Consider the following 20,205-nt stretch of genomic DNA (forward strand, 5'->3'; position numbering starts at 1 on the left):
CTAGATACCTTCCCTGCCAACACTGTCGGCCCCGAGGGTGTCTGAGGTGGTGACGAAGAGTTCGGCGGTTCGTTTGGCGCGCACCGTGACCACCGCGCCGCGGTAACGAGCCAGGGCGGGCAGGATGATGAGCCCGTCGTCGACCACATGTGTCAGGCGCAGGCGTTCCAGCAGGGCGACGACCTCCGCGGTGAGACCGGGAACGTCGGCCTGCCATTGCGCCGCGAAGGTGAGGCCGTAGCGGTCGGTGAGCGCCTGGACGGTTTCGCGAACCCACGACGAATCGATAAACGGGTAGGTGACCTCCGGTGCTTCGCCGGTCTCGCTCTCGGACGTATCCGGGGTCGAATCATCATCCGTCGCAGGCAGATCCGTGGATGGAAGATCCGCGAGCGGGGTGAAAACCGTGGACTCCGGGATGGCGTCGTCGAGTTGGCGGGCCAACGCGGCGGCCGGATCGGCGCCGCCGGTGCGCTGTGGCAGCGGGTGATCGATATCGAGCACGCGGTCGGCGATCTCACCGACCAGCAGCAACGCCACCTGAGCGAGGGTGCCGGTGCCGGGAAATCTGACATCCGAGAGACGTCCGGAGGTATCGATCAGGGCGACGCCTTCCGCGCGCCGTTCGGCCCGCAATCCGGTGAACAGTTCCACATCCGCGACGATCCGGTCCTGGCCGAGTAGCGGCCGTTCGGCGGCATCGAGGTCCTCGGCATAGACGACCGGACGCTCGACGAGTGTCCTGCGCACTCGGCGGGCGTTGTCGGAAGTGCGCGCGGGACCCGCGGGATGGGCCATCGCGTTCTCGGTGAGCAGCCCCGCCACACTGTGCAGGTGTTGCAGGGCTCGTGGCGGGCGGAACAGCGCGAAAACGACTGGACGGTCGATGTCGTAGAGCGCCTCGCCCGCGTCCGGGTCCGCTGCCCAGCCGCCCGCATCGCCGTCGGCGAGGGTGAGCGCGCCGCGCGCGGCCAGCCAGCCGACCGCGTCGACGAACCCGTCGCGGTCCGCGGCCCGATCCGGGGCAAGCTCGAGACCGTCGATCCGGCCGGTGTAGGCGGCAACCTGATCGGCCAGCTCGGACAGGGTGATCTGATCTCCGGCGCGCCCGAGCGCGGCCAGCGCCAGGGCTAGATAGGCGTAGCGGCGGCGGTCGAACACGCGATCGGAGACAGTGCGGGCGGGTTTTCCAGGGTCGAGACGATCGATCACCGGAAATACCCGTGCCGTTGTTTCGGTCACTTCCAGCCGATAGCCGAACAGCTCCGCGAGGTCTTCGCGCAATTCGGTAGCCCAGCGGCGAATCAGCGGAAGTGCGATTCGATCCGGATAGTCACGGGTCACCAGGTGATTCGCCAGTATCACCCGCGCCGCGCGCTGGTAGTTGTCCAGCGCGAGTGAGTCGATCCGTCGTGCGTGGATCATGCTTGCCCCCTGGGGGATTCGGATGCGCGTGCACCGGAGCGGCCGCGAGCCGACTGCCTGACCTCCAGCCTGCGATTGTTCAGATGCAGCAACCCGCGCGCGGTGTGCACGACGGTCGATCCCAAATGCTCGGACACTGTCAGCGTGACACCGTTATCCGACCCGGTCGTGCCGTCGACTCGCCCGCTCACCGGCACCCACGCGGTGGACGCCGCATCGAGCAACCGCAATAGCACCTCGGTTTCGCGCTCATCGAGCACCCGATCGTGTACGTCCGAGGCGGCGAGCGACGTCGCGGCGTCGACCCTGGCTCGTTGCGCATCCAACTGGGCCGCACGCAGTCGCCGAATCCCCGCGTCGTTGCGCTGAATCCGGGCGGGCGCTCCGGCTTGCGGCGTGCGCCCGGTCTCCGCCAATGTCCGCGAAATCTCCAGTGGCGTCGCCTCCCACCACGATCGCGTCGTCGGAATCAGCTCCGCGTCCGGATGCTCCAGCGACAGATGACGCGGCCGACCCAGCCCGAACACCGTGTCGAAGAGCGCGTGTGCACTGTCGGTGCTCGGCGCGGCGGTGAACCATCCGGCCAGATGCCGCAGCGCGGACTCGCGACTCACCCCGCCCTTTCGCGTCTCGGTGACGCGTCGCAACAGCGACAACACCGCGGCGATCGCGCTCATCGTCGCCTCGCGGAGCCGATCCGCCTCGGTACTCGACGACTCACCGGACTCCGCCGCGGCGGCCACGAACCAGGTCCGCAGGCCCTGCCAGCGTGCCCGCCAATCCGCCTGTCGCTCAGCGATACTCAACAACACCCGCTCGTCACAGGTCGCCGCGCGTTCGATCAGCTCCACCGTTCCCGTCTGTTCGATCTCGCCGATCGCGGCGGCGAGCCGGGGCGCGAACCGGGCAAGATCCATACTGAAGTCGCGCATGTGCGCAAGTAGCGCGTCCTTGTGCGCCAGGAACGACTCCGGGGTGATCTCGGTGGTGCGCACCATATCCCCGAGCGACAGATAGAAGTGTGCCGCCCGCGCCGCCATGTCCGTCAGCGTCGCATCCAGGCGCCGCAGCGTCCGGTAGACGCGCTCCGCGTCGCCCGCCCGATTCGCTTCCGCGAGGGCGCGCAGATCGGCCAATAGCTCGGGCAATACCAGCCGCGACAGCGACGCCTCGTCCAACCGGGACTCCAGCACACCGGCGACCGCGCGGTACGCCTGGAAACCGGCCTGGGTGAGCTGATAAACGTAATGCCGATTGCGATACTCGGCCAGCGTCGCGGCCCGAGTCCCATCGTAGCTGCGTTCCAGCACTCCCCACTGGTGCAGCTGGTCGAGCAGCGGCCCGATCTCGGCGCCGCTCAATCGGGGCAGTTCGAGGCGCCCATCGCCCTCGACCAACTCGGCGCCGGGGCGCCCACCGTCGCGCACGATCCAGTCGGCCACGTCATCGGCGTGCAACAACACCACATATGCCGCCCGCGCGCTGTCGAACGCGCGCAACACCCACAGGTAATCCGCGCGCTTCTCCGCGGTCGCGAACGAGAACAGCCGCAGCCGGTCGTCCCAGTCGGTGGGCGAGGCACTCGGCATGCCATCGGGGGAGTCGGTCACCGGGAACAGGGTAGTAGCGGGCCGGTCGCCGCTGATGCGACCGACCCCCATTCGGCGTGCCCCCGGAAGTTTGAATCCCCTCGACATGCGAGGAATCGTGCGCCGCCGAAACTGGAACCACGATGGTTCGCCCGATGTTGCCGGGCGGGTGCGTGGGGTCACCCGGGGGACAGCGAGCGCAGTTGGTCGAGATACCCGAGGGTGCGGGGGTCGCCGGGAAACCGTTCGATGATCTCGCGAGCCGCTTCGCCGGCGATCCACATCAGCGACGGCAGTGAGCGGCGCTTACCCGAAAAGGCATGTATTCCTTCGTCGACCGCGAGTTCCAGATCACGATCGCGGACGGCGACCACCGCGAGCGTCAGGTGTGCTTCGGAGACTCGCATCGGATTGCGGATGGTGCCGTCAGCTCGGGTGGAGTGACCGATCACTTGGCGCGCATAGGATTCGGCCCGTATGTCGTCGCCGGCGACACGGCAGCAATCCATCGCGTAGAAGTCGAACTTCTGTGGGTCGACGACGAATTGGTTGTCGAGATTCTGGGGATGGTCGAGTCGCTCGAGGATCGCGCGGCCCTGGTCGAGCGACGCCTCGACCTCGCGGCGGTCGCCGAGCCGGGCCCATGCCTTCGCTCGTTGCGCGCACAACTGCACCCCGACACCGAGGTTTCGAGTGCTATCGATGGCAGGGCCGGCGGCCTCGATGGCGCCACGGTAGTTGCCCTGGGTGAGGGCGAACCACGCCGCCATTTCCGCACTCCACCCGACGATTTCGGCGTTCTCGGCCTCCTGGCCGAGGGTGCGCGCGGCGCGCCGGGTTGCCTCCGCTGCGGTGTGTCTGCCGAGGTCGTAATCCACGCAACCCACCAGCAATGCGACCCATCCGGCGAGGGTGAGTATTTCGCGATGTTGTGAAAGCGTCAGCCTGCCATCCAGCAACGACGTGATTCGCCGTAGCCACGCGGTGCCCTCGCTGTGCAGCTCTTGCGGATCGGCGTAGGGATACTCGCAGCACAGTCGCTCGGCGGTGATGCGGACGGCGTCGAGCGTGGCGGAGGAGACATCCGACATGCGCAGTCTGCCGATGAATTCGAGGGTGTCCATCCCGGTTGCCGAGAGCAGTTCATCGTCCCTGTTCGGCCGGGCGTTGGGGAAGAACGCGGCAGTCACGGTGTCGAACGCGGCGGCGATGATAGGGGCATAGAAATCATCCGGCCGCGACTCGCCAGATTCCCACCGCCGCCAGTTCCGCAGCAGGGTACTGTCTGTCGGCAGGTTGTGGGATGACTTCAGGCGCATCGCGCGGACGGAGTCAGCTTGTGACCACCCCCGCGCGTCGCGCTCAGAGCGCATCCGGACAGCCCAGACGGGTCGATCGTCAGCAGCGGCCACGTCTGTAGTATCGCATCAGTTAACACTCGGTGGCCCCGATAGGGCATACAGATGTCACTGGGTTGACAGCTACATTCGCAGATTGTCGTACTACATGCTTGATGTGAGCGCGGAAGGTTTGCCGAGCTCCGAGTGCAAGAACATCTGTTCTTGCGGGTACGCAGTACCCCGCATGGGGAGATCCACAAAACAGAACAGCGATCCCCAATCCAACGGAGGTTCGGGTGGAAGCGTTGATCTATGGATACTTGCGTGATGATTTGGCCGACGGCCACAGCGATGAGCTCGAGGTTGCCCTGCGCACCCTCGCCGATGAGGAAGGGCTCTGCTTCGCCGCAACGTTCCATGAATCGACCTCAGGTGACGGCACGGCTTTGGTCGAGCTGACACAGGAGCTCAAGCGTGCGGACGCGCATCACGTGGTGGTGCCGTCACTCGATCACTTTGCCGGCCAGACGATTCCGCGAGATATTCTGATCGCGAAACTGGCCAATGAGGCGGAGGCGGAGGTCCTGACCCTCGATAGCTGACCATTTCCGCAGCGCGGCCACCGACCGGCGCCGCAGCACCACCACGGCCCACGTCGCGACCACACCGGCGCCTAGTGAGGCGAGCAGGGCCGCGATATGGTGTTGTCCGAACGGCGGATAGACCTGCCAATGCAGCAGATACACCATCAGTGAGCTATCGGCCAGCAGGACGACGCCACTGGCGATGAGCGTGGGTACGCGGATCGCGGGCAGCCAGATCAACATCAGCAGCCCCGCCATAATGAGTCGTTCCCGATCGGGGACACCGAAGTAGCCGGGTACCGCTGTCAGCAGCACCGCGCTCACCAAAAGCCGTTGCCAGATCGTCCGGGACTTCGCGCCCGCCCAGCCCAGCGCGAAAAACCAGCAGGCCAAGGGTGAGAAGGGCACATCGTGCGCCGGGTAGAGCCCGAAGGATTGGACGCGGAATACCAGCGTGAGCGCGACCAGCCCCATGGCGAACCAGTACGGATCGCGTCGCTCCAGCCTGTCGAGGAACGGGACACGCACCAATAGTGCGGCCACGATCACGAACAGCACCAACACTTCGATGAACCACAGGTGTCCGGCGGTGTCGCTGTCGCGTGGCCCGAGAATCTTGTTGAGCAGCAACACGTTCTGCCAGCCGTAGTAATCGGAGAACAACAGCGTGATCGCCACCCAGCCGGCCGTCGGAATAGCGATCTGTGCCGCCGTGCGCAGGGCTGGGCGCAACCGTTCGGCCCGCGGCGCCGTGGTCATCGCGAAGCGGGCGAAGTTGAACCCCGCTACCGCCAGCATGACGTGGGCGGCGCCCCATAGAATGAACAGGCCGATGTGCGAACCCGCGACCAGCACGATCCCGCTCGCGCGCAGCAGCGTCGAAACATCCAGCGTGCGCCCGAAACGCTTGTGGTGCGGGATGCGCTCGAGTTCGGCGACGGTGAGATCGGGCCAGGTGTTGGGCAGCCTGCCGAGGGCGCGCTCGAGGCGGGCCGAGGTCGTCACATAACTGAGCGAGTTGCCGCCGAGATCGACGAACGTGCTGTCGGGCCGGATGCGAGCCGGGTCGACACCGAGCGTCTCGGCGTAGAGCGTCCGGATGTCGCGCGTGAGCGACGGCATCCCCGCCAGCCCGCGAATCGCCGGATAGTCGGGCTTGCCATTGGCCAGGCGGGGGAGTTCGTCGACCGGGCAGACGCGCACGGCCGACGGGGGAAGCCCGGACAGCCGCGTCACGGTCGCGGTGAGGTCGGTGCCCGGCCGCTGCACCGCCACGACGACGTGGTCGCCGCTCTCGGTGCAGCACGCCGTGAATCCCGCTGCGGCCAGGCCGGATTCGAGACGCTGAAGGTCGACGCGCAGCCCGTAGATCTTCGCGAACCGGCTGCGTCTGCCGACCACCTGATATAGGCCCTCGCTCGTGCGGCGGGCCAGATCACCGGTACGTAGCGCTTCGGTGGTTCGGCCGAGCGCGAGATCGGCAGGGGTCCGCGCGTAGCCCATCATGACGTTTGGCCCGTGGTAGACGAGTTCCTCGGTGTCATCTTCGACCGGCTCCAGGGTGAAATGCCCTCCAGGCACCGGAACACCGATGCAATCGGGGTGCCGGGCCGCGAGTTCCGGTGGGAGATAAGCCATTCGCGCGGTCGCCTCGGTCTGGCCGTACATCACGAAGAACTGCCAGCCCGCGCTCGTTCCCAGCCGCGCGTACGCGCGGACCCGCTCGGGCGCCAGCCGCCCACCCGCCTGTGTGACGTAGCGCAAATCGGGCAGCCGCATCCGGTCGAAACCGATCCGGTCGAGCAGATCGATCGTGTAGGGCACCGCCGCGAACGATGTGGCTCGGAGACCGCGAAATTCGTCCCAGAATGCGTCGTCGAGCACCGATCGCTCGGTGAGCAGCAGGCTCGCACCACGCAGCAAATGGCTGTGGATGACCGACAGTCCGTAGCAGTAGAACATCGGAAGTGTCGTCGCCGCACGGTCATCCGGCCCGATCGACAGATACTCGGCGATCGCCGACGCGTTCGACATCAGGTTCGCCACCGACAACCGCACCAGCTTGGGCGAACCTGTCGATCCCGAAGTGCTCAGCAGCAGAGCGAGATCCGGATGCAGCCGGTGCGCCGAATCCATCCGGCGGGCCTGCGGCGCGCCCGCATCGATGACGACATCCGGGTCATAGGTGGCCAGCAACTCCTCGGTGATCTCCGGCGCCAGCAGCACCACGCATCCCGCACTGAGCGCGCCGAGATACGCGGCGAGCGAATCGAGATCGTTGCGTGCGGCGAGCGCGACGAGTCGCCGGTTCGCGCCAAGCCGCATCGCGTAATCCTCGACGAGCACCGCCAACTGCGCATAGGTGACCTCTCGCACATCATCCGGCACCGATCGCGCTGCTGTGGCACCCGCCGCGGTGGATCGCGAGCAGAGGACGGCGATCCGGTCGTCGAAGCTACGAAGATGCGCGACGATCGGGAGAATGGTCACCGGCAGAGTTTATGTGGCAAGCCTTCCCTCACTCGCGGGTGGCCCCGCAGCGAACAACGGGTGAACGACACATCCATGGGTGCCGACTACAGGCCGAAACTGCCCGGACCCCGCCTGCGCAGGTATTTCTCGAATTCCGCCGCGATCGCGTCACCGTCGATCTTGGCCATCGCATCGTTCAAGTCGACGGCCGCGTCGCCGCGTTCCTCGAGCGAGCGGACGTACTCGCTGATCTCATCGTCGCCGACGGTCATCTCATTGACCGCCGCTTCCCACTCTTCGGCCTGATTGGGCAACTCGCCGAGCGGTACCTCGATATCGAGCACATCCTCCACCCGATGCAGCAGCGCGATGGTGGCCTTCGGATTGGGCGGTTGTGAAACATAGTGCGGCACAGCCGCCCAGAACGACACCGCGGGTACCCCCGCCTTCACGCACTGATCCTGCAGCACACCGGTGATGCCGGTCGGCCCCTCGTACCGAGTCTGTTCCAGGTTGAACCGCTCGGCGGCTTCCTTGTTGTATGCGGAACCGGTGACCGGGACGGGGCGAGTATGCGGAGTGTCGGCCAGCAGCGCACCCAGAATGACGACAGTCTGCACACCCAGTTGCTCGATGAATTCGAGCAGATCCGTACAGAAGCTACGCCAGCGCATATTCGGTTCGATACCGCGCAGCAACACCACATCGCGATCGCTACCGGGAGGCGAACACACTGACAGCATCGTCGATGGCCACTGGATCTCCCTGGTCACCCCATCGACCTGACGTACCGTCGGACGATTGACCTGATAGTCGTAATAGTCCTCGGAATCGAGTTCGGCGAGCGGTTCGGCATCCCAGATCAGTTCCAGATGTTCGACAACACCGCTGGCCGCGTCACCAGCATCGTTCCAGCCCTCGAAGGCGGCGACAAGCACCGGATCCCGCAACGTGGGCATATCCGGCTCGGGTGACACCGGAGATTCACTGGAGTTCACCCCGGTCAGCCTACGGCAGTGTTGGTTTTGGCAGCGCCTGCGGCGCTGCGTGTTCGCGGCCCTCAGGCTCGCGGACTTCAGTGCTCGATCTCGCTTCGCTGGAAACCTGCGGCCGGGGCGTTGGGGTGTTGACGGGGTGGTGATCGCGGGTTCGGCTTGCCCTTTGTATGTGAGTCGGCCGCTGTATGTGAGTCGGCCGCGAGCTCGGGCTTGATGTCGTCTGGCTCGGGACGGGGACGAGTGGGCGTGTTGTATACGAATACGAGGGGTCGCGGTACCGCCGATGCTTCCGATTGTTGCCGGGTTCGTCGGTCGTGAATGTGTGGTGTGGCACACGGGCAGGGGTACTCCTTGTATCTCTTGTCGGTCTGTCATGGGTGCCCTCTACGCTTGAGAACATGTCTGCGCCCACTTCCGCCGAGTTCGATACGACGCTCCTCGACACGCTCCATCGGCGTGTTGTCATCGGCGACGGCGCGATGGGCACGATGCTGCAAGCGGCCGACCTCACCCTCGATGACTTCCGCGGGCTAGAGGGCTGCAATGAAATCCTCAACGACACGCGCCCGGAGGTACTGCGTCATATCCACCGCGCGTACTTCGAGGCGGGGGCCGATGCGGTCGAGACCAATACCTTCGGCTGCAATCTGCCGAACCTGGCCGACTACGACATTGCCAACCGGATTCGCGATCTGTCCGAGCGGGGCACCAGGCTGGCCCGTGAGGTGGCCGATGAGATGGGGCCCAGCGCCGATGGCACCGCGCGATATGTCCTCGGATCGATGGGGCCGGGCACAAAGCTGCCGACGCTGGGACACGCACCCTATGTCGCGTTGCGTGATGCTTACACCGAGGCGGCGCTCGGCATGCTCGATGGCGGTGCCGACGCGATTCTGATCGAGACCTGCCAAGACCTGCTGCAGGTGAAGGCTGCGGTCACCGGTAGCCGGAATGCGATGACACGGTTGGGTAGGCGGATCCCGATCATCACCCACGTGACGGTGGAGACCACCGGCACCATGCTGGTCGGCAGCGAGATCGGTGCCGCGCTGACCGCGCTCGAGCCGCTCGGTATCGACATGATCGGCCTGAACTGCGCCACCGGGCCCGCCGAAATGAGCGAGCACCTGCGTCACCTGTCCCGGCATGCCCAGGTACCGGTGTCGGTGATGCCGAACGCGGGTCTGCCCATCCTCGGCGCGAATGGGGCGGAGTATCCGCTGACGCCCGAGGAGTTGGCAATCGCGTTGCGCAACTTCGTTTCCGAATACGGGCTCGCGCTGGTCGGCGGGTGCTGCGGTACCACACCCGAGCACATTCGCCAGGTCACCGCGGCGGTGCGTGAGGTCGAGCCGACGCTGCCACCGGTCGATTCGCGGCGCAAGCCGGAGCACGAGCCGAGTGTATCGAGCATGTACAGCGCGGTTCCGTTCCAGCAGGACGCCAGCATCATGATGATCGGCGAACGCACGAATGCCAATGGCTCCAAGGCATTCCGTGAGGCCATGCTCGCCGAGGACTGGCAGAAGTGCCTGGATATCGCCAAGGACCAGACCCGCGACGGCGCGCACATGCTCGATCTGTGCGTCGACTACGTCGGCCGCGACGGCGCCAAGGATATGGAGGCCCTCGCGAGCCGCCTTGCCACCTCCTCGACCTTGCCGATCATGCTCGACTCCACCGAAACCCCGGTGCTGCGTACAGGTTTGGAGCACCTGGGTGGCCGCTGCGCGGTCAATTCCGTCAACTACGAGGACGGCGCGGGGCCCGAATCTCGCTTCCAGCAGACGATGAAGCTGGTTGCCGAGCACGGTGCCGCGGTGGTCGCGCTGACCATCGACGAGGAAGGCCAGGCCCGCACCGCCGAAAAGAAGGTGGCCATCGCCGAGCGCCTGATCGCCGATATCGCCGGCAACTGGGGCCTGCTCGAGAGCGACATCATCATCGACACCTTGACCTTCACCCTTGGCACCGGCCAGGAGGAGTCACGCCGCGACGGCCTCGAAACCATCGAGGCCATACGGCTTTTGAAGAGCAGGCACCCGGCTGTGCAGACCACGCTGGGTCTGTCGAACATTTCCTTCGGGCTCAATCCTGCCGCCCGTCAGGTGCTGAACTCGGTGTTCATGCACGAATGTGTCCAGGCGGGACTGGATTCCGCGATCGTGCACGCCTCGAAGATTCTGCCGATGGCGCGCATTCCGGCCGAACAGCGCGATACCGCACTGGATTTGGTGTACGACCGCCGCAGCGAGGGTTATGACCCGCTGCAGAAGCTGATGGGTCTGTTCGAAGGCGTGTCGGCCTCGTCGTCGCGCGCGTCTCGTGCCGAGGAGCTGGCCGCGCTGCCGCTGTTCGAGCGCCTGGAGCGGCGCATCGTGGACGGTGAGCGCAACGGTATGGAGGGCGACCTCGACGAGGCGATGACCGAGGTACCGCCGCTGCGGATCATCAACGAAACACTGCTGTCGGGTATGAAGACCGTCGGCGAGCTATTCGGTTCGGGCCAGATGCAGTTGCCGTTCGTGTTGCAGTCGGCCGAGGTGATGAAGACCGCGGTCGCCTACCTGGAACCGCATATGGAGGCCACCGACGACAGTGGCAAGGGTCGAATCGTGCTGGCCACCGTCAAGGGCGATGTGCACGACATCGGCAAGAACCTGGTCGACATCATCCTGTCCAACAACGGCTACGAGGTGGTGAACCTCGGCATCAAACAGCCCATCGCGACCATCCTGGACGCGGCCGTCGGCAAAAAGGCGGACGTGATCGGCATGTCCGGGCTGCTGGTGAAGTCGACGGTGGTGATGAAGGAGAACCTGCAGGAGCTCAACACCAAGGGGATGTCCGAGCAGTTCCCGGTGTTGCTCGGCGGCGCGGCGCTGACCCGAGGCTATGTCGAGAACGATCTGACCGACGTGTATGAGGGCGATGTGCACTACGCACGCGACGCGTTCGAGGGCCTGCGGCTGATGGACGACATCATGACCCGCAAGCGTGGCGGCGGCATCGACCCGGATAGCCCGGAGGCGATCGCGGAACGTGAGAAGGCCGCCCAGCGCAAGGCGCGCCATGAGCGGTCCAAGCGGATCGCCGCGGAGCGCAAGGCGCTCGAGGTGCCCGTCGAAGTGCCTGCCCGCTCCGATGTGGCCGCGGAACTGCCGGTGCCGACGCCCCCGTTCTGGGGTACGCGCCTGGTGAAAGGTCTCTCGCTGCACGAGTATTCGGGGCTGCTCGACGAGCGCGCCCTGTTCCTCGGCCAGTGGGGGTTGCGCGGTCAGCGCGGCGGTGATGGACCCAGCTACGAAGAACTGGTCGAGACCGAGGGCAGGCCGCGGCTGCGGTACTGGCTGGATCGGCTGTCCACCGAGGGGATTCTGCAGCATGCCGCCGTGGTGTATGGGTACTTCCCCGCAGTCTCCGAGGGCGACGAGGTCATCGTGTTGACCGAACCCGAGCCCAATGCCCCCGAACGATATCGCTTCGCTTTCCCGCGCCAGCAGCGCGACCGGTTCCTGTGCATCGCCGACTTCATCCGATCGCGGAAGGGGGCCGAGCAGGCCGGTGAGGTGGATGTGCTGCCGTTCCAGCTGGTCACCATGGGCCAGCCGATCGCGGACTTCGCCAACGAACTGTTCGCCGCCGACAACTACCGCGACTACCTCGAGGTGCACGGTATCGGCGTACAGCTCACCGAGGCGCTCGCAGAGTATTGGCACCGGCGCGTCCGGGAAGAACTCACCCTGGACGGACATGCGGTCGCCGAGTCGGATCCCGCCGATGTGCAGGAATACTTCAAGCTCGGCTACCGCGGCGCCCGCTACTCCTTCGGCTACGGCGCCTGCCCGGACCTGGAGGATCGCGCGAAGCTGGTGGATTTGCTCGACGCGGGCCGAATCGGTGTGGAGCTGTCGGAGGAGTTGCAGTTGCATCCCGAACAGTCGACGGACGCGTTCGTGCTGCTGCATCCGGAAGCCAAGTACTTCAACGCCTGATACGGATCGGCGCGGGCGCGCATTTATCCGACCAAACGGGACAGTGTGATTCTCGGCGCATCGGATCTTGCTGGGCCGCTGCGTCGTTCGGGTCGGAAATGATCGTGATTGTGTCGAAATATGCGATCGCGGTGCAGGTCGCGGGGTAGCGCGCGGAAATTCCGAACCCGCGGCTTCGTGGGCTTTTTCGCTGACGAGTACCGCGTGACCTGCGAAATTGCTGTATTGCCGTCGCATGCTGGTGGATGAATGTCATGCGGGTATGACATTGTCGGACGCATTGCAACTGCATCCGGGGCAGTCGGCGGATGTGTTCGTCGTAGCGGTATTCGGATGCAAAGTACTTCGGCGCGTAAGATTTTCGAGGATTTCCGCTTACGCGCGGAGTGCGGAACGACTCGGCGGGCAAGTAGGAGGGGTACCACACCATGACCTCGGATCGGTTGATCGCGGGCCGGTATCGGATTACGGATCCGATAGGCACCGGAGCCATGGGCGTCGTTTGGCGAGGAACCGACGTCCGGTTGCGCCGCACGGTCGCGGTCAAGCAGTTGCTGCTGGCTCCGAATCTGACGCGAACCGCAGCGATCGAGGCGCGCCTGCGTGCGATGCGCGAGGGCCGGATCGCGGCGCGACTGCATCATCCGAACGCGATCACCGTCTTCGATGTCGCCGAAGAGGACGGCCAGCCGTGGCTGGTGATGGAGTACATGGACGCTCCGAGCCTGGCGGCGAAGCTTTCGGGGCATCGCACCTTGCCCGCGATGGAGGTGGCGCGGATCGGAGCCCAGGCGGCCGCAGCGCTGGCCGCCGCGCACGACGCGGGCATCATGCACCGCGATGTGAAGCCGGCCAACCTGCTGGTCGGCGACGACGGCACGGTGAAGATCACCGACTTCGGCATTTCCCGCGCGGTGGGCGACGTCACCGTCACCGCGACCGGATTCTTGGCAGGCACGCCCGCCTACCTCGCTCCTGAGGTGGCACGCGGCGAGGACCCGGAGTCGGCCTCGGATGTGTTCGCGCTCGGTTCCACGTTGTACGCGGCCGTCGAGGGCTCCCCGCCGTTCGGTGAGGGCGACAACCCCCTTGCCGTGCTACACGCCGTGGCGCGCGGGGAAATCCCGCCGCCGAAAAAGGCGGGTGCGCTCGGCCCGGTGTTGCTGCGGCTGCTGGCTCCGACAACCGACGCGCGCCCGACCATGCGGGAGGCACAAGACGCCATGGAAGCCGTGGCGGCCGGCCGTGCTCCGGCATTGGCGCCCACTCCGGCCACGACAAAGGTCATGCCCGCGCCGGAGGCCGACGCTACGACAGTGCTGCCCGGACCGAAGGCAGGCGCCGTACCCGATCCGGCATCGGAGACCACCACCGCCGATGCCGCGGTCCCGGCGGCTACCGCCGTGCCGACCCCGACACCGCCGAACGCTGCGGGAGATACCCCACCCGGAACGTCGGGGGATGAGCAGTCCCGTGCCCGCCTCATCGCGGTGGCGGCGATCGCCGTTGTCGCGGTGCTCGTCGTGGTGGGTCTGGTGCTGGCGTCGAACAGTAGCGACGACAGCCCGACGGCCACCGCGCCGACCGGAGACCTCACCTCGACCGCGGACGCACCGAATGTCGTCGCCCCCGGGCAACAGGAGCCGGTGGCCCCGCGCCCGCCGACGGCAACCACTCGCCCACCCGCTACCACCACACCGTTCGGCCCACCGACCGCCGATCGGATCGCGCAATTCGTCCAGGGCTACTACGGGATGGTCCCCGGCAATCTGGGTGCGGCCTGGACCGAACTCTCGCCCGCGTATCAAGCGCAGACCGGCGGGTACGACGCGTATGCCCGATTCTGGAATTCCATCCGGTCGGTGAGCGTGGGTGCCGTCACACCGAACGGTGAGAACCGTGCGGTCGTTTCGCTGACCTATAACCTGAAGGACGGCTCGACCTCGTCTGAGAACCGCTGGATCCAGGTCGTGCCGGACAATGGGCGACTGCTGATCGCGGCCTCGGGCACGTAATAGGCGATTCGAAGGAGACGTAGGCGAGGTGACGGCGCGACTGGCCGGTGTGCTGTGGGATATGGACGGCACGCTGCTCGATTCGGAGAAGCTGTGGGATATCGGCGTCCGTGACCTGGCCCGCGAGCACGGACACGAGATGACCGACGAACTGCGGCACGCGTTGATCGGTGCGTCGGGGCCGAATGCACTGCGCCTGCTGTTCGACGGACTCGGTATCGAGCCGACGGTCGCTGCGGTTCGATCGGCGGGCGAATTCCTCGAGGCCAGGGTGACGGAGCTGATGACCGGTCCGATTCCATGGCGTCCCGGCGCCAAGGACGCCTTGGGCCTGGTCCGGGCGGCCGGGCTCGCCACGGCCCTGGTCACCAATACCAAGCGGTCGCTGACCGAGTTCGGACTCGACACCCTCGACCGTGCTTTTTTCGACCATTCGGTGTGCGGTGATGAAGTAGCGCACGGCAAGCCCGCGCCGGATATCTACTTGCGGGCGGCCGAACTGCTCGGACTGGACCCGAGGGACTGTGTGGCGGTCGAGGATTCGCCTACCGGCGCCAGCGCGGCGCAGGCCGCGGGTTGTGCGGTCATTGTGGTCCCGTGCGAGATACCGGTTCCGGACGCGCCCGGGCGCGTCTTCCGGGATTCACTGATCGGATTGACGGTCGCAGATCTGGAAGACGCCTTGCGCGTTCAGGGTTGAATCCGCCGTGCGGTCGGCAATTGTCAATCTTGTTATGCGGCACAAGTATTCGGTGTGCGCCATTATGAGAATTCGCCGCGCTACGTATCGCGGACAGTCGTGCTAGCGAGAGTTACTGTGCCGCAACGTATGTGAGCGCTGACGGTAAACGTGACAGTAGTCACGGCAATACTTGCCGAATCCCGGGCGTGTCTGCGGCCGCTCCACCAAAATTACGCCATGGCAGCGACGAGTGTCTTGGACGAGATCGTCGATACGGCACGGTATCCCCTCGCGGATCCGGGCGGATCGGGCTGGCGGGTGGCGGTACGGCGGGCGCGCGCGGATCTGGACGATGTCGGCTGCACCGTGCTTCGAGAATTCATCCGGCCGGAGTTGGTCGAGACCCTGCGCGCAGAGGGAGAGGCGATAGCCCCCGACGCGCATTATGAGGTCGAACAGGTCAACGCCTACAACATTCCACTGGATACCGAACTGCCGCACGATCATCCGGCGCGAATCGTATTGACGCGCGGCAATGCGTTCGTGCCGCGCGATCGGATTCCGGTCGACGCGCTGATCCACCGGCTTTACACCAGCGAGGTGTTCCAGCGTCTCGTGGCCGATTGTTTCGGTCTGGCCGGATTGCACGAATTCGCCGACCCTCTTGCCGGACTGTGCCTCAACGTGGTGGAGCCGGGTATGTCGCACCCCTGGCACTTCGACACCAACGAATTCACCGTCAGCATGCTGACTCAGCCCGCGGCCGTCGGTGGTGTCTTCGAGTACTGCCCCAACATTCGCTCGCCGCATGCCGAGAACCTCGACTATGTGCGCGATGTGCTGACCGGCGACGGTGCGGCACGGATCCGACGCCTAGAGCTGCGTCCGGGTGATCTGCAACTATTCCGCGGCCGTTTCTCGCTGCACCGGGTTTCTCCGGTCGAGGGTGATCCACCACGGCATTCGGCGATCTTCGCCTACACCGATCGCCCCGGTGTTATCGGTACGGTGGAACGCACCCGCCAGTTGTTCGGGCGGGTACTGCCCGTTCACCTAGCCGCTGCGGCCGATGCTGTTCGTGGCGACCGACTGCTCGACTGAACAGGCCGAACTTTTGCCGCATGGCGACACAATGCGGCACAGCCCGGCCCGAGAGGAACGAACAATGTCAGTGCCGTCACATGCGACCGGGAAAGCTTCCTTCGACGATATCTACAACCGTCCCGACCCCCGCGAGTACTACGCCCGGATGTCCGAATTGGACTATCGGATTCCCGAACTGGCGAAACCGTTCCTGCAGCAGCAGATCGAGGCGTATCGTGCCTCGACGCAGGTGAGTACGCCCACCGTGCTCGATATCGGCTGCTCCTACGGTGTCAACGCGGCAATGCTGCGATTAGACACCTCTATCGGTGAGCTCGCCGACCACTACCGAGTCGCCACCGAATCCGATCGGGCCGCACTCATCGCCCGTGACCGGGCCTGGCTGGACGCACAGGACCGGCTGCCCGACGTCCGATTCATCGGAATGGATGCCGCCGGTCCAGCACTGGCCTACGCGCGCGCGGCCGGATTCCTGCACGACACGGTGCACGCCGACCTCGAGGCCAACGACCTCACCGAGGAACAACGTGCCACCCTGGCCGACGTCGATATCGTGGTCTCCACCGGGTGCATCGGCTACGTCACCGAGAAGACGCTGTCCCGAGTGGCACGCGCGCATCCGCGCCGACGACCATGGATGGCACACTTCGTATTGCGGATGTTCGATTTCGACCCGATCGCCGAGGAACTCGCCGTGCTCGGTTATCGCACCGAACAGGCGCCCGGCATGTTCGAACAGCGGCGGTTCGCCTCCGATGCCGAACGTGCACAGGTGCTGGACACCCTGTCCAGCAATGGAGTCGACACCACCGATTATGAAGACGCGGGCTGGCTGTATGCCAAGCTCTACATTTCCCGTCCGCTCTCGAACCGCGCCGAACCCGAGGAACCGCATTGAGTCAACGCACCTTCGCTGCCGACGATCACCTGCCCCGGGTGCCACTGCCGACGCTGGAGGACAGCTGCACCCGGCTGCTGCAGTGGTGCGCACCGCTGCTGAACGCGGATGAATTCGCCGCGACCGAAGCGGCGGTCGCGGACCTGCTGCGCGCGGATAGCCCTGGCCGGACACTGCACGCGGCGCTGGCGGAATACGACGCGACCCCTGGCGTGGGTAGCTGGCTGGACCTGTTCTGGCCGTCGCGTTACCTGGGCAGGCGCGATCGAATCGCGTTGAACGCCAACTTCTTCTTCCTGTTCGGTGACGATACGCCGCTGGCCACCTCGACCGCGGCGGATCAGGTGGAGCGTGGAGCGGGGATCATCGCCGCCGCCGTCGACTACAAGCTGGCGCTGGACTCCGAGTCGGTGCCGCCGGTGACCCAGCGTGGTAAGCAGTTGTCGATGTGGCAGAACAAGTATCTGTTCTCCGAGACGCGGATTCCGGGCGTGCCGCAGGACTCTGTGCGGGTGCCCTACAGCGACGAATGGCCGGGCCACTCGGAGGCGAAGCACATCGTGGTTTTCTTCCGCGGCAGCATGTTCCGGATGGACGTGATCGGCGCCGACGGCGTGCCGTACGCGTTCGAGGACCTCGCCGACGGGCTGCGTTCGGTGCTGAAGACGGGTGCGCGCTCGGCACGCACCGATATCGCGGTCGGGCATCTCACCACCAAGGCGCGCCCCGAATGGGCCGCGAGCAGGCAGGTGTTGCGTGCCGACCCGGCGAATGCCGCGTCGCTCGACACCATCGAAACCGCGCTGTTTTGCGTCTGCCTCGAGGATTTCGCGCCGCGTGACGAAATGCAGGCATGCGACCACCTGTTGCACGGCGACAGCGCGAACCGATGGTTCGATAAGTCGGTGTCGTTCATTGTCTTCGGCGACGGGCAGGCAGGCATCAACATCGAACACTGTGGGCTGGACGGCACCACCATTCTGTCGTTCGTCGACACGCTGCTCGAGCAACCGGTCACCGAGCATGCCGCGCACTCCGGCGCACAACCACAGGGGTTGCCCCTTGTCGAGCCGATCGAATTCGTCCTCGATGTCGCTCAGCGTGCCGATATCGCCGCGGCGTGTGCGGATTTCGCGCGATACGCCGCCGAGAATGCCACCACCACGGTGTCGTTCGAGAACTTCGGCACCGCGCGTGCCAAACAGCTCGGCATCTCACCGGACGCGTTCGCGCAGTTGAGTTATCAACTGGCCCATCGACGCAGCAAGGGCATTACCGGGGCCACCTACGAGTCCATCGCAACCCGCCAGTACCGCAACGGCCGCACCGAGGCGATGCGGGTGGTGACGCCGCAGATGGTCGCGTTCGTCGACGCGATGCAGGATCCGGCGATCGCCGCAGGTGCGAAGAAGGACGCGGCGTTGGCCGCGGCCGCCGCGCATGTCGAACGGGCCAAACAGTGCCAGGCCGGGGACGCACCCGAACAGCATCTGTGGGAACTGCAGTGGATCCAGCGTCGCCGCGGTGCCGAACTCGGTGTCGTGGAACCGATCGCGCTGTATGACAGCCCGGGCTGGACCATCATGCGCGACGACTACCTGAGCACCAGCTCGGCGCCGTCGGTCAATATCCGGTACTTCGGTTTCGGGTCCACCAGTCCCAAGTGCATCGGCGTCGCCTACGTGCTGCTGCCCGACCGCTGGAATCTGTATCTCGCCACCCCCGAACCGGTCGCGGACCAGATGCACGCATTCGCCGATCAGCTCCGCACCGCGGTCGCCGATCTGGAGGCGCTGCTTTCGGGGTCCTGAGCCGCCGCCGTGCTGCCCAGCCGCCGCAACGGCGGCTGGGCACCGACCACAGCAACAGCTCCGCGTGCGGGTCTGAAACAATGACTCACCGTGAAGAACTTCGAAACCCTGTTCGCCGAGCTCCAGGATCGTGCAGTCACCCGCCCCGAGGGGTCCGGAACTGTCGCCGCGCTGGACGCGGGCGTGCATAGCCAGGGTAAGAAGGTGCTCGAAGAGGCGGGCGAAGTGTGGCTCGCCGCCGAGCACGAGAGCGACGAATCGCTCGCGGAAGAAATCTCGCAATTGCTCTACTGGGTTCAGGTGCTCATGGTGGGTCGCGGATTGAAGCTCGAAGACGTGTACCGACATCTGTGACGGTCGGCCCGATTCCGCAGTTTCTTCCCTGGCGAAAGGACACCAACTCATGCTGCGCGTCGCAGTCCCCAATAAAGGCGCCCTGTCCGAATCCGCGACCTCGATCCTGTCCGAGGCCGGCTACCGTAAGCGCACCGATACCCGCGATTTGACCGTCCTGGATCCGAGTAACCAGGTGGAGTTCTTCTTCCTGCGGCCCAAGGACATTGCCGTCTATGTCGGCTCCGGCGAACTCGACCTCGGCATCACCGGTCGCGACCTCGCCCTGGATTCGGGCGCACCTGTCCGGGAACGTCTCTCGCTCGGCTTCGGCCGCTCCACCTTTCGATACGCCGCCCCCGCTGGGCGCGGGTGGAAGGTCGAGGACCTCTACGACAAGCGCATCGCCACCTCCTACCCGAACCTGGTCCTCACCGACCTGCGCAGGCGCGGTATCGAGGCCGAGGTCATCCGATTGGACGGCGCCGTCGAGATCTCCATCCAACTCGGCGTCGCCGACGCCATCGCCGACGTCGTCGGCTCCGGACGTACCCTGCGTCAGCACAACCTGGTCGCCTTCGGTGAGACCCTCTGCGATTCCGAAGGCGTGCTGATCGAACGCAACGGCGCCGATCAGGACGACCGCGACCGTAACCAGCTCATCGCCCGCGTACAAGGCGTCGTCTTCGCCCAGCAATACCTGATGCTCGACTACGACTGCCCCAAGACATTATTGGATGCCGCGGCCCTGATCACCCCGGGACTGGAATCGCCGACGGTGTCGCCGCTGACGGATCCGGACTGGGTCGCGGTCCGAGCTCTGGTACCACGCAAGCAGGGCAACCAGGTCATGGACCAGCTCGCCGAACTCGGCGCGAAGGCGATCTTGGCGACCGACATCCGCTCTTGCCGCGCGTTCTAGGTTTGCGGCACCGCGTGTTGGATGTGGGGGTTGACCC

The 20,205-nt window shown here is 65.6% G+C and carries 14 protein-coding genes; 9 read left to right on the forward strand and 5 right to left on the reverse strand.

The genetic code is table 11. The features are described from left to right. From LKE06_RS21945 to LKE06_RS21955, 3 genes are all read right to left on the reverse strand, one after another. Window positions 1-1,422 (reverse strand): TIGR02678 family protein, encoded by a 1,422-nt coding sequence (locus LKE06_RS21945; RefSeq protein ID WP_228001301.1) that lies wholly within the window; start codon window positions 1,420-1,422, stop codon window positions 1-3. Beyond that, window positions 1,422-2,978 (reverse strand): TIGR02677 family protein, encoded by a 1,557-nt coding sequence (locus tag LKE06_RS21950; RefSeq protein ID WP_308188417.1) that lies wholly within the window; start codon window positions 2,976-2,978, stop codon window positions 1,422-1,424. The genes LKE06_RS21945 and LKE06_RS21950 overlap by 1 nt, the downstream gene beginning before the upstream one ends. Window positions 2,979-3,193: 215 nt before the next feature. After that, window positions 3,194-4,333, reverse strand: a complete 1,140-nt coding sequence (locus tag LKE06_RS21955) for an NsdA family TPR-like regulatory protein (RefSeq protein WP_228001224.1) — start codon at window positions 4,331-4,333, stop codon at window positions 3,194-3,196. Between the two features lie 317 nt (window positions 4,334-4,650). Between LKE06_RS21955 and LKE06_RS21960 the strand changes: the two genes are divergently transcribed. After that, window positions 4,651-4,956 (forward strand): hypothetical protein, encoded by a 306-nt coding sequence (locus LKE06_RS21960; protein WP_228001226.1) that lies wholly within the window; start codon window positions 4,651-4,653, stop codon window positions 4,954-4,956. On the opposite strand, the gene LKE06_RS21965 is transcribed toward LKE06_RS21960, so the two are convergent. Beyond that, a complete protein-coding gene (locus tag LKE06_RS21965; RefSeq protein ID WP_228001227.1) occupies window positions 4,858-7,428 on the reverse strand; it encodes an AMP-binding protein in 2,571 nt (856 codons plus the stop codon). The two genes, LKE06_RS21960 and LKE06_RS21965, sit on opposite strands and share 99 nt — an antisense overlap. A gap of 86 nt (window positions 7,429-7,514) precedes the next feature. Next, a complete protein-coding gene (locus tag LKE06_RS21970) occupies window positions 7,515-8,408 on the reverse strand; it encodes a PAC2 family protein (RefSeq protein ID WP_372477407.1) in 894 nt (297 codons plus the stop codon). 398 nt (window positions 8,409-8,806) lie between these two features. On the opposite strand from LKE06_RS21970, the gene metH reads away from it, so the two are divergent. The 8 genes from metH to hisG all read left to right on the forward strand — a co-directional run bounded on the left by metH (window position 8,807) and on the right by hisG (window position 20,168). Continuing rightward, window positions 8,807-12,403 carry a methionine synthase gene (metH, locus tag LKE06_RS21975; RefSeq protein WP_228001228.1) on the forward strand — a complete coding sequence of 1,199 codons (3,597 nt, stop codon included), beginning with the start codon at window positions 8,807-8,809 and terminating at the stop codon, window positions 12,401-12,403. Between the two features lie 428 nt (window positions 12,404-12,831). Next, window positions 12,832-14,418, forward strand: coding sequence for a serine/threonine-protein kinase (locus LKE06_RS21980; protein ID WP_228001230.1), 1,587 nt, complete (start codon window positions 12,832-12,834; stop codon window positions 14,416-14,418). A gap of 28 nt (window positions 14,419-14,446) precedes the next feature. Then, entirely contained in the window at window positions 14,447-15,118 is a 672-nt protein-coding gene (locus LKE06_RS21985; protein ID WP_372477408.1) for an HAD family hydrolase, read from the forward strand. A gap of 219 nt (window positions 15,119-15,337) precedes the next feature. Further along, window positions 15,338-16,201, forward strand: a complete 864-nt coding sequence (locus LKE06_RS21990) for a HalD/BesD family halogenase (RefSeq protein ID WP_228001232.1) — start codon at window positions 15,338-15,340, stop codon at window positions 16,199-16,201. Between the two features lie 64 nt (window positions 16,202-16,265). After that, the gene (locus LKE06_RS21995) at window positions 16,266-17,102 is read left to right on the forward strand and encodes a class I SAM-dependent methyltransferase (protein ID WP_228001234.1); all 837 of its coding nucleotides are present in this window, start codon (window positions 16,266-16,268) and stop codon (window positions 17,100-17,102) included. Beyond that, window positions 17,099-18,913, forward strand: a complete 1,815-nt coding sequence (locus LKE06_RS22000; RefSeq protein ID WP_228001235.1) for a choline/carnitine O-acyltransferase — start codon at window positions 17,099-17,101, stop codon at window positions 18,911-18,913. Before LKE06_RS21995 ends, LKE06_RS22000 begins: the two co-directional genes overlap by 4 nt. Before the next feature lie 90 nt (window positions 18,914-19,003). Next, a complete protein-coding gene (locus LKE06_RS22005; RefSeq protein WP_040735712.1) occupies window positions 19,004-19,267 on the forward strand; it encodes a phosphoribosyl-ATP diphosphatase in 264 nt (87 codons plus the stop codon). A gap of 49 nt (window positions 19,268-19,316) precedes the next feature. After that, on the forward strand, window positions 19,317-20,168 hold the full coding sequence (gene hisG, locus LKE06_RS22010) for an ATP phosphoribosyltransferase (RefSeq protein ID WP_228001236.1): 852 nt from the start codon (window positions 19,317-19,319) through the stop codon (window positions 20,166-20,168). Window positions 20,169-20,205 lie beyond the last annotated feature (37 nt).

This window comes from Nocardia australiensis (assembly GCF_020733705.1).
GTDB classification, from domain to species: domain Bacteria; phylum Actinomycetota; class Actinomycetes; order Mycobacteriales; family Mycobacteriaceae; genus Nocardia; species Nocardia australiensis.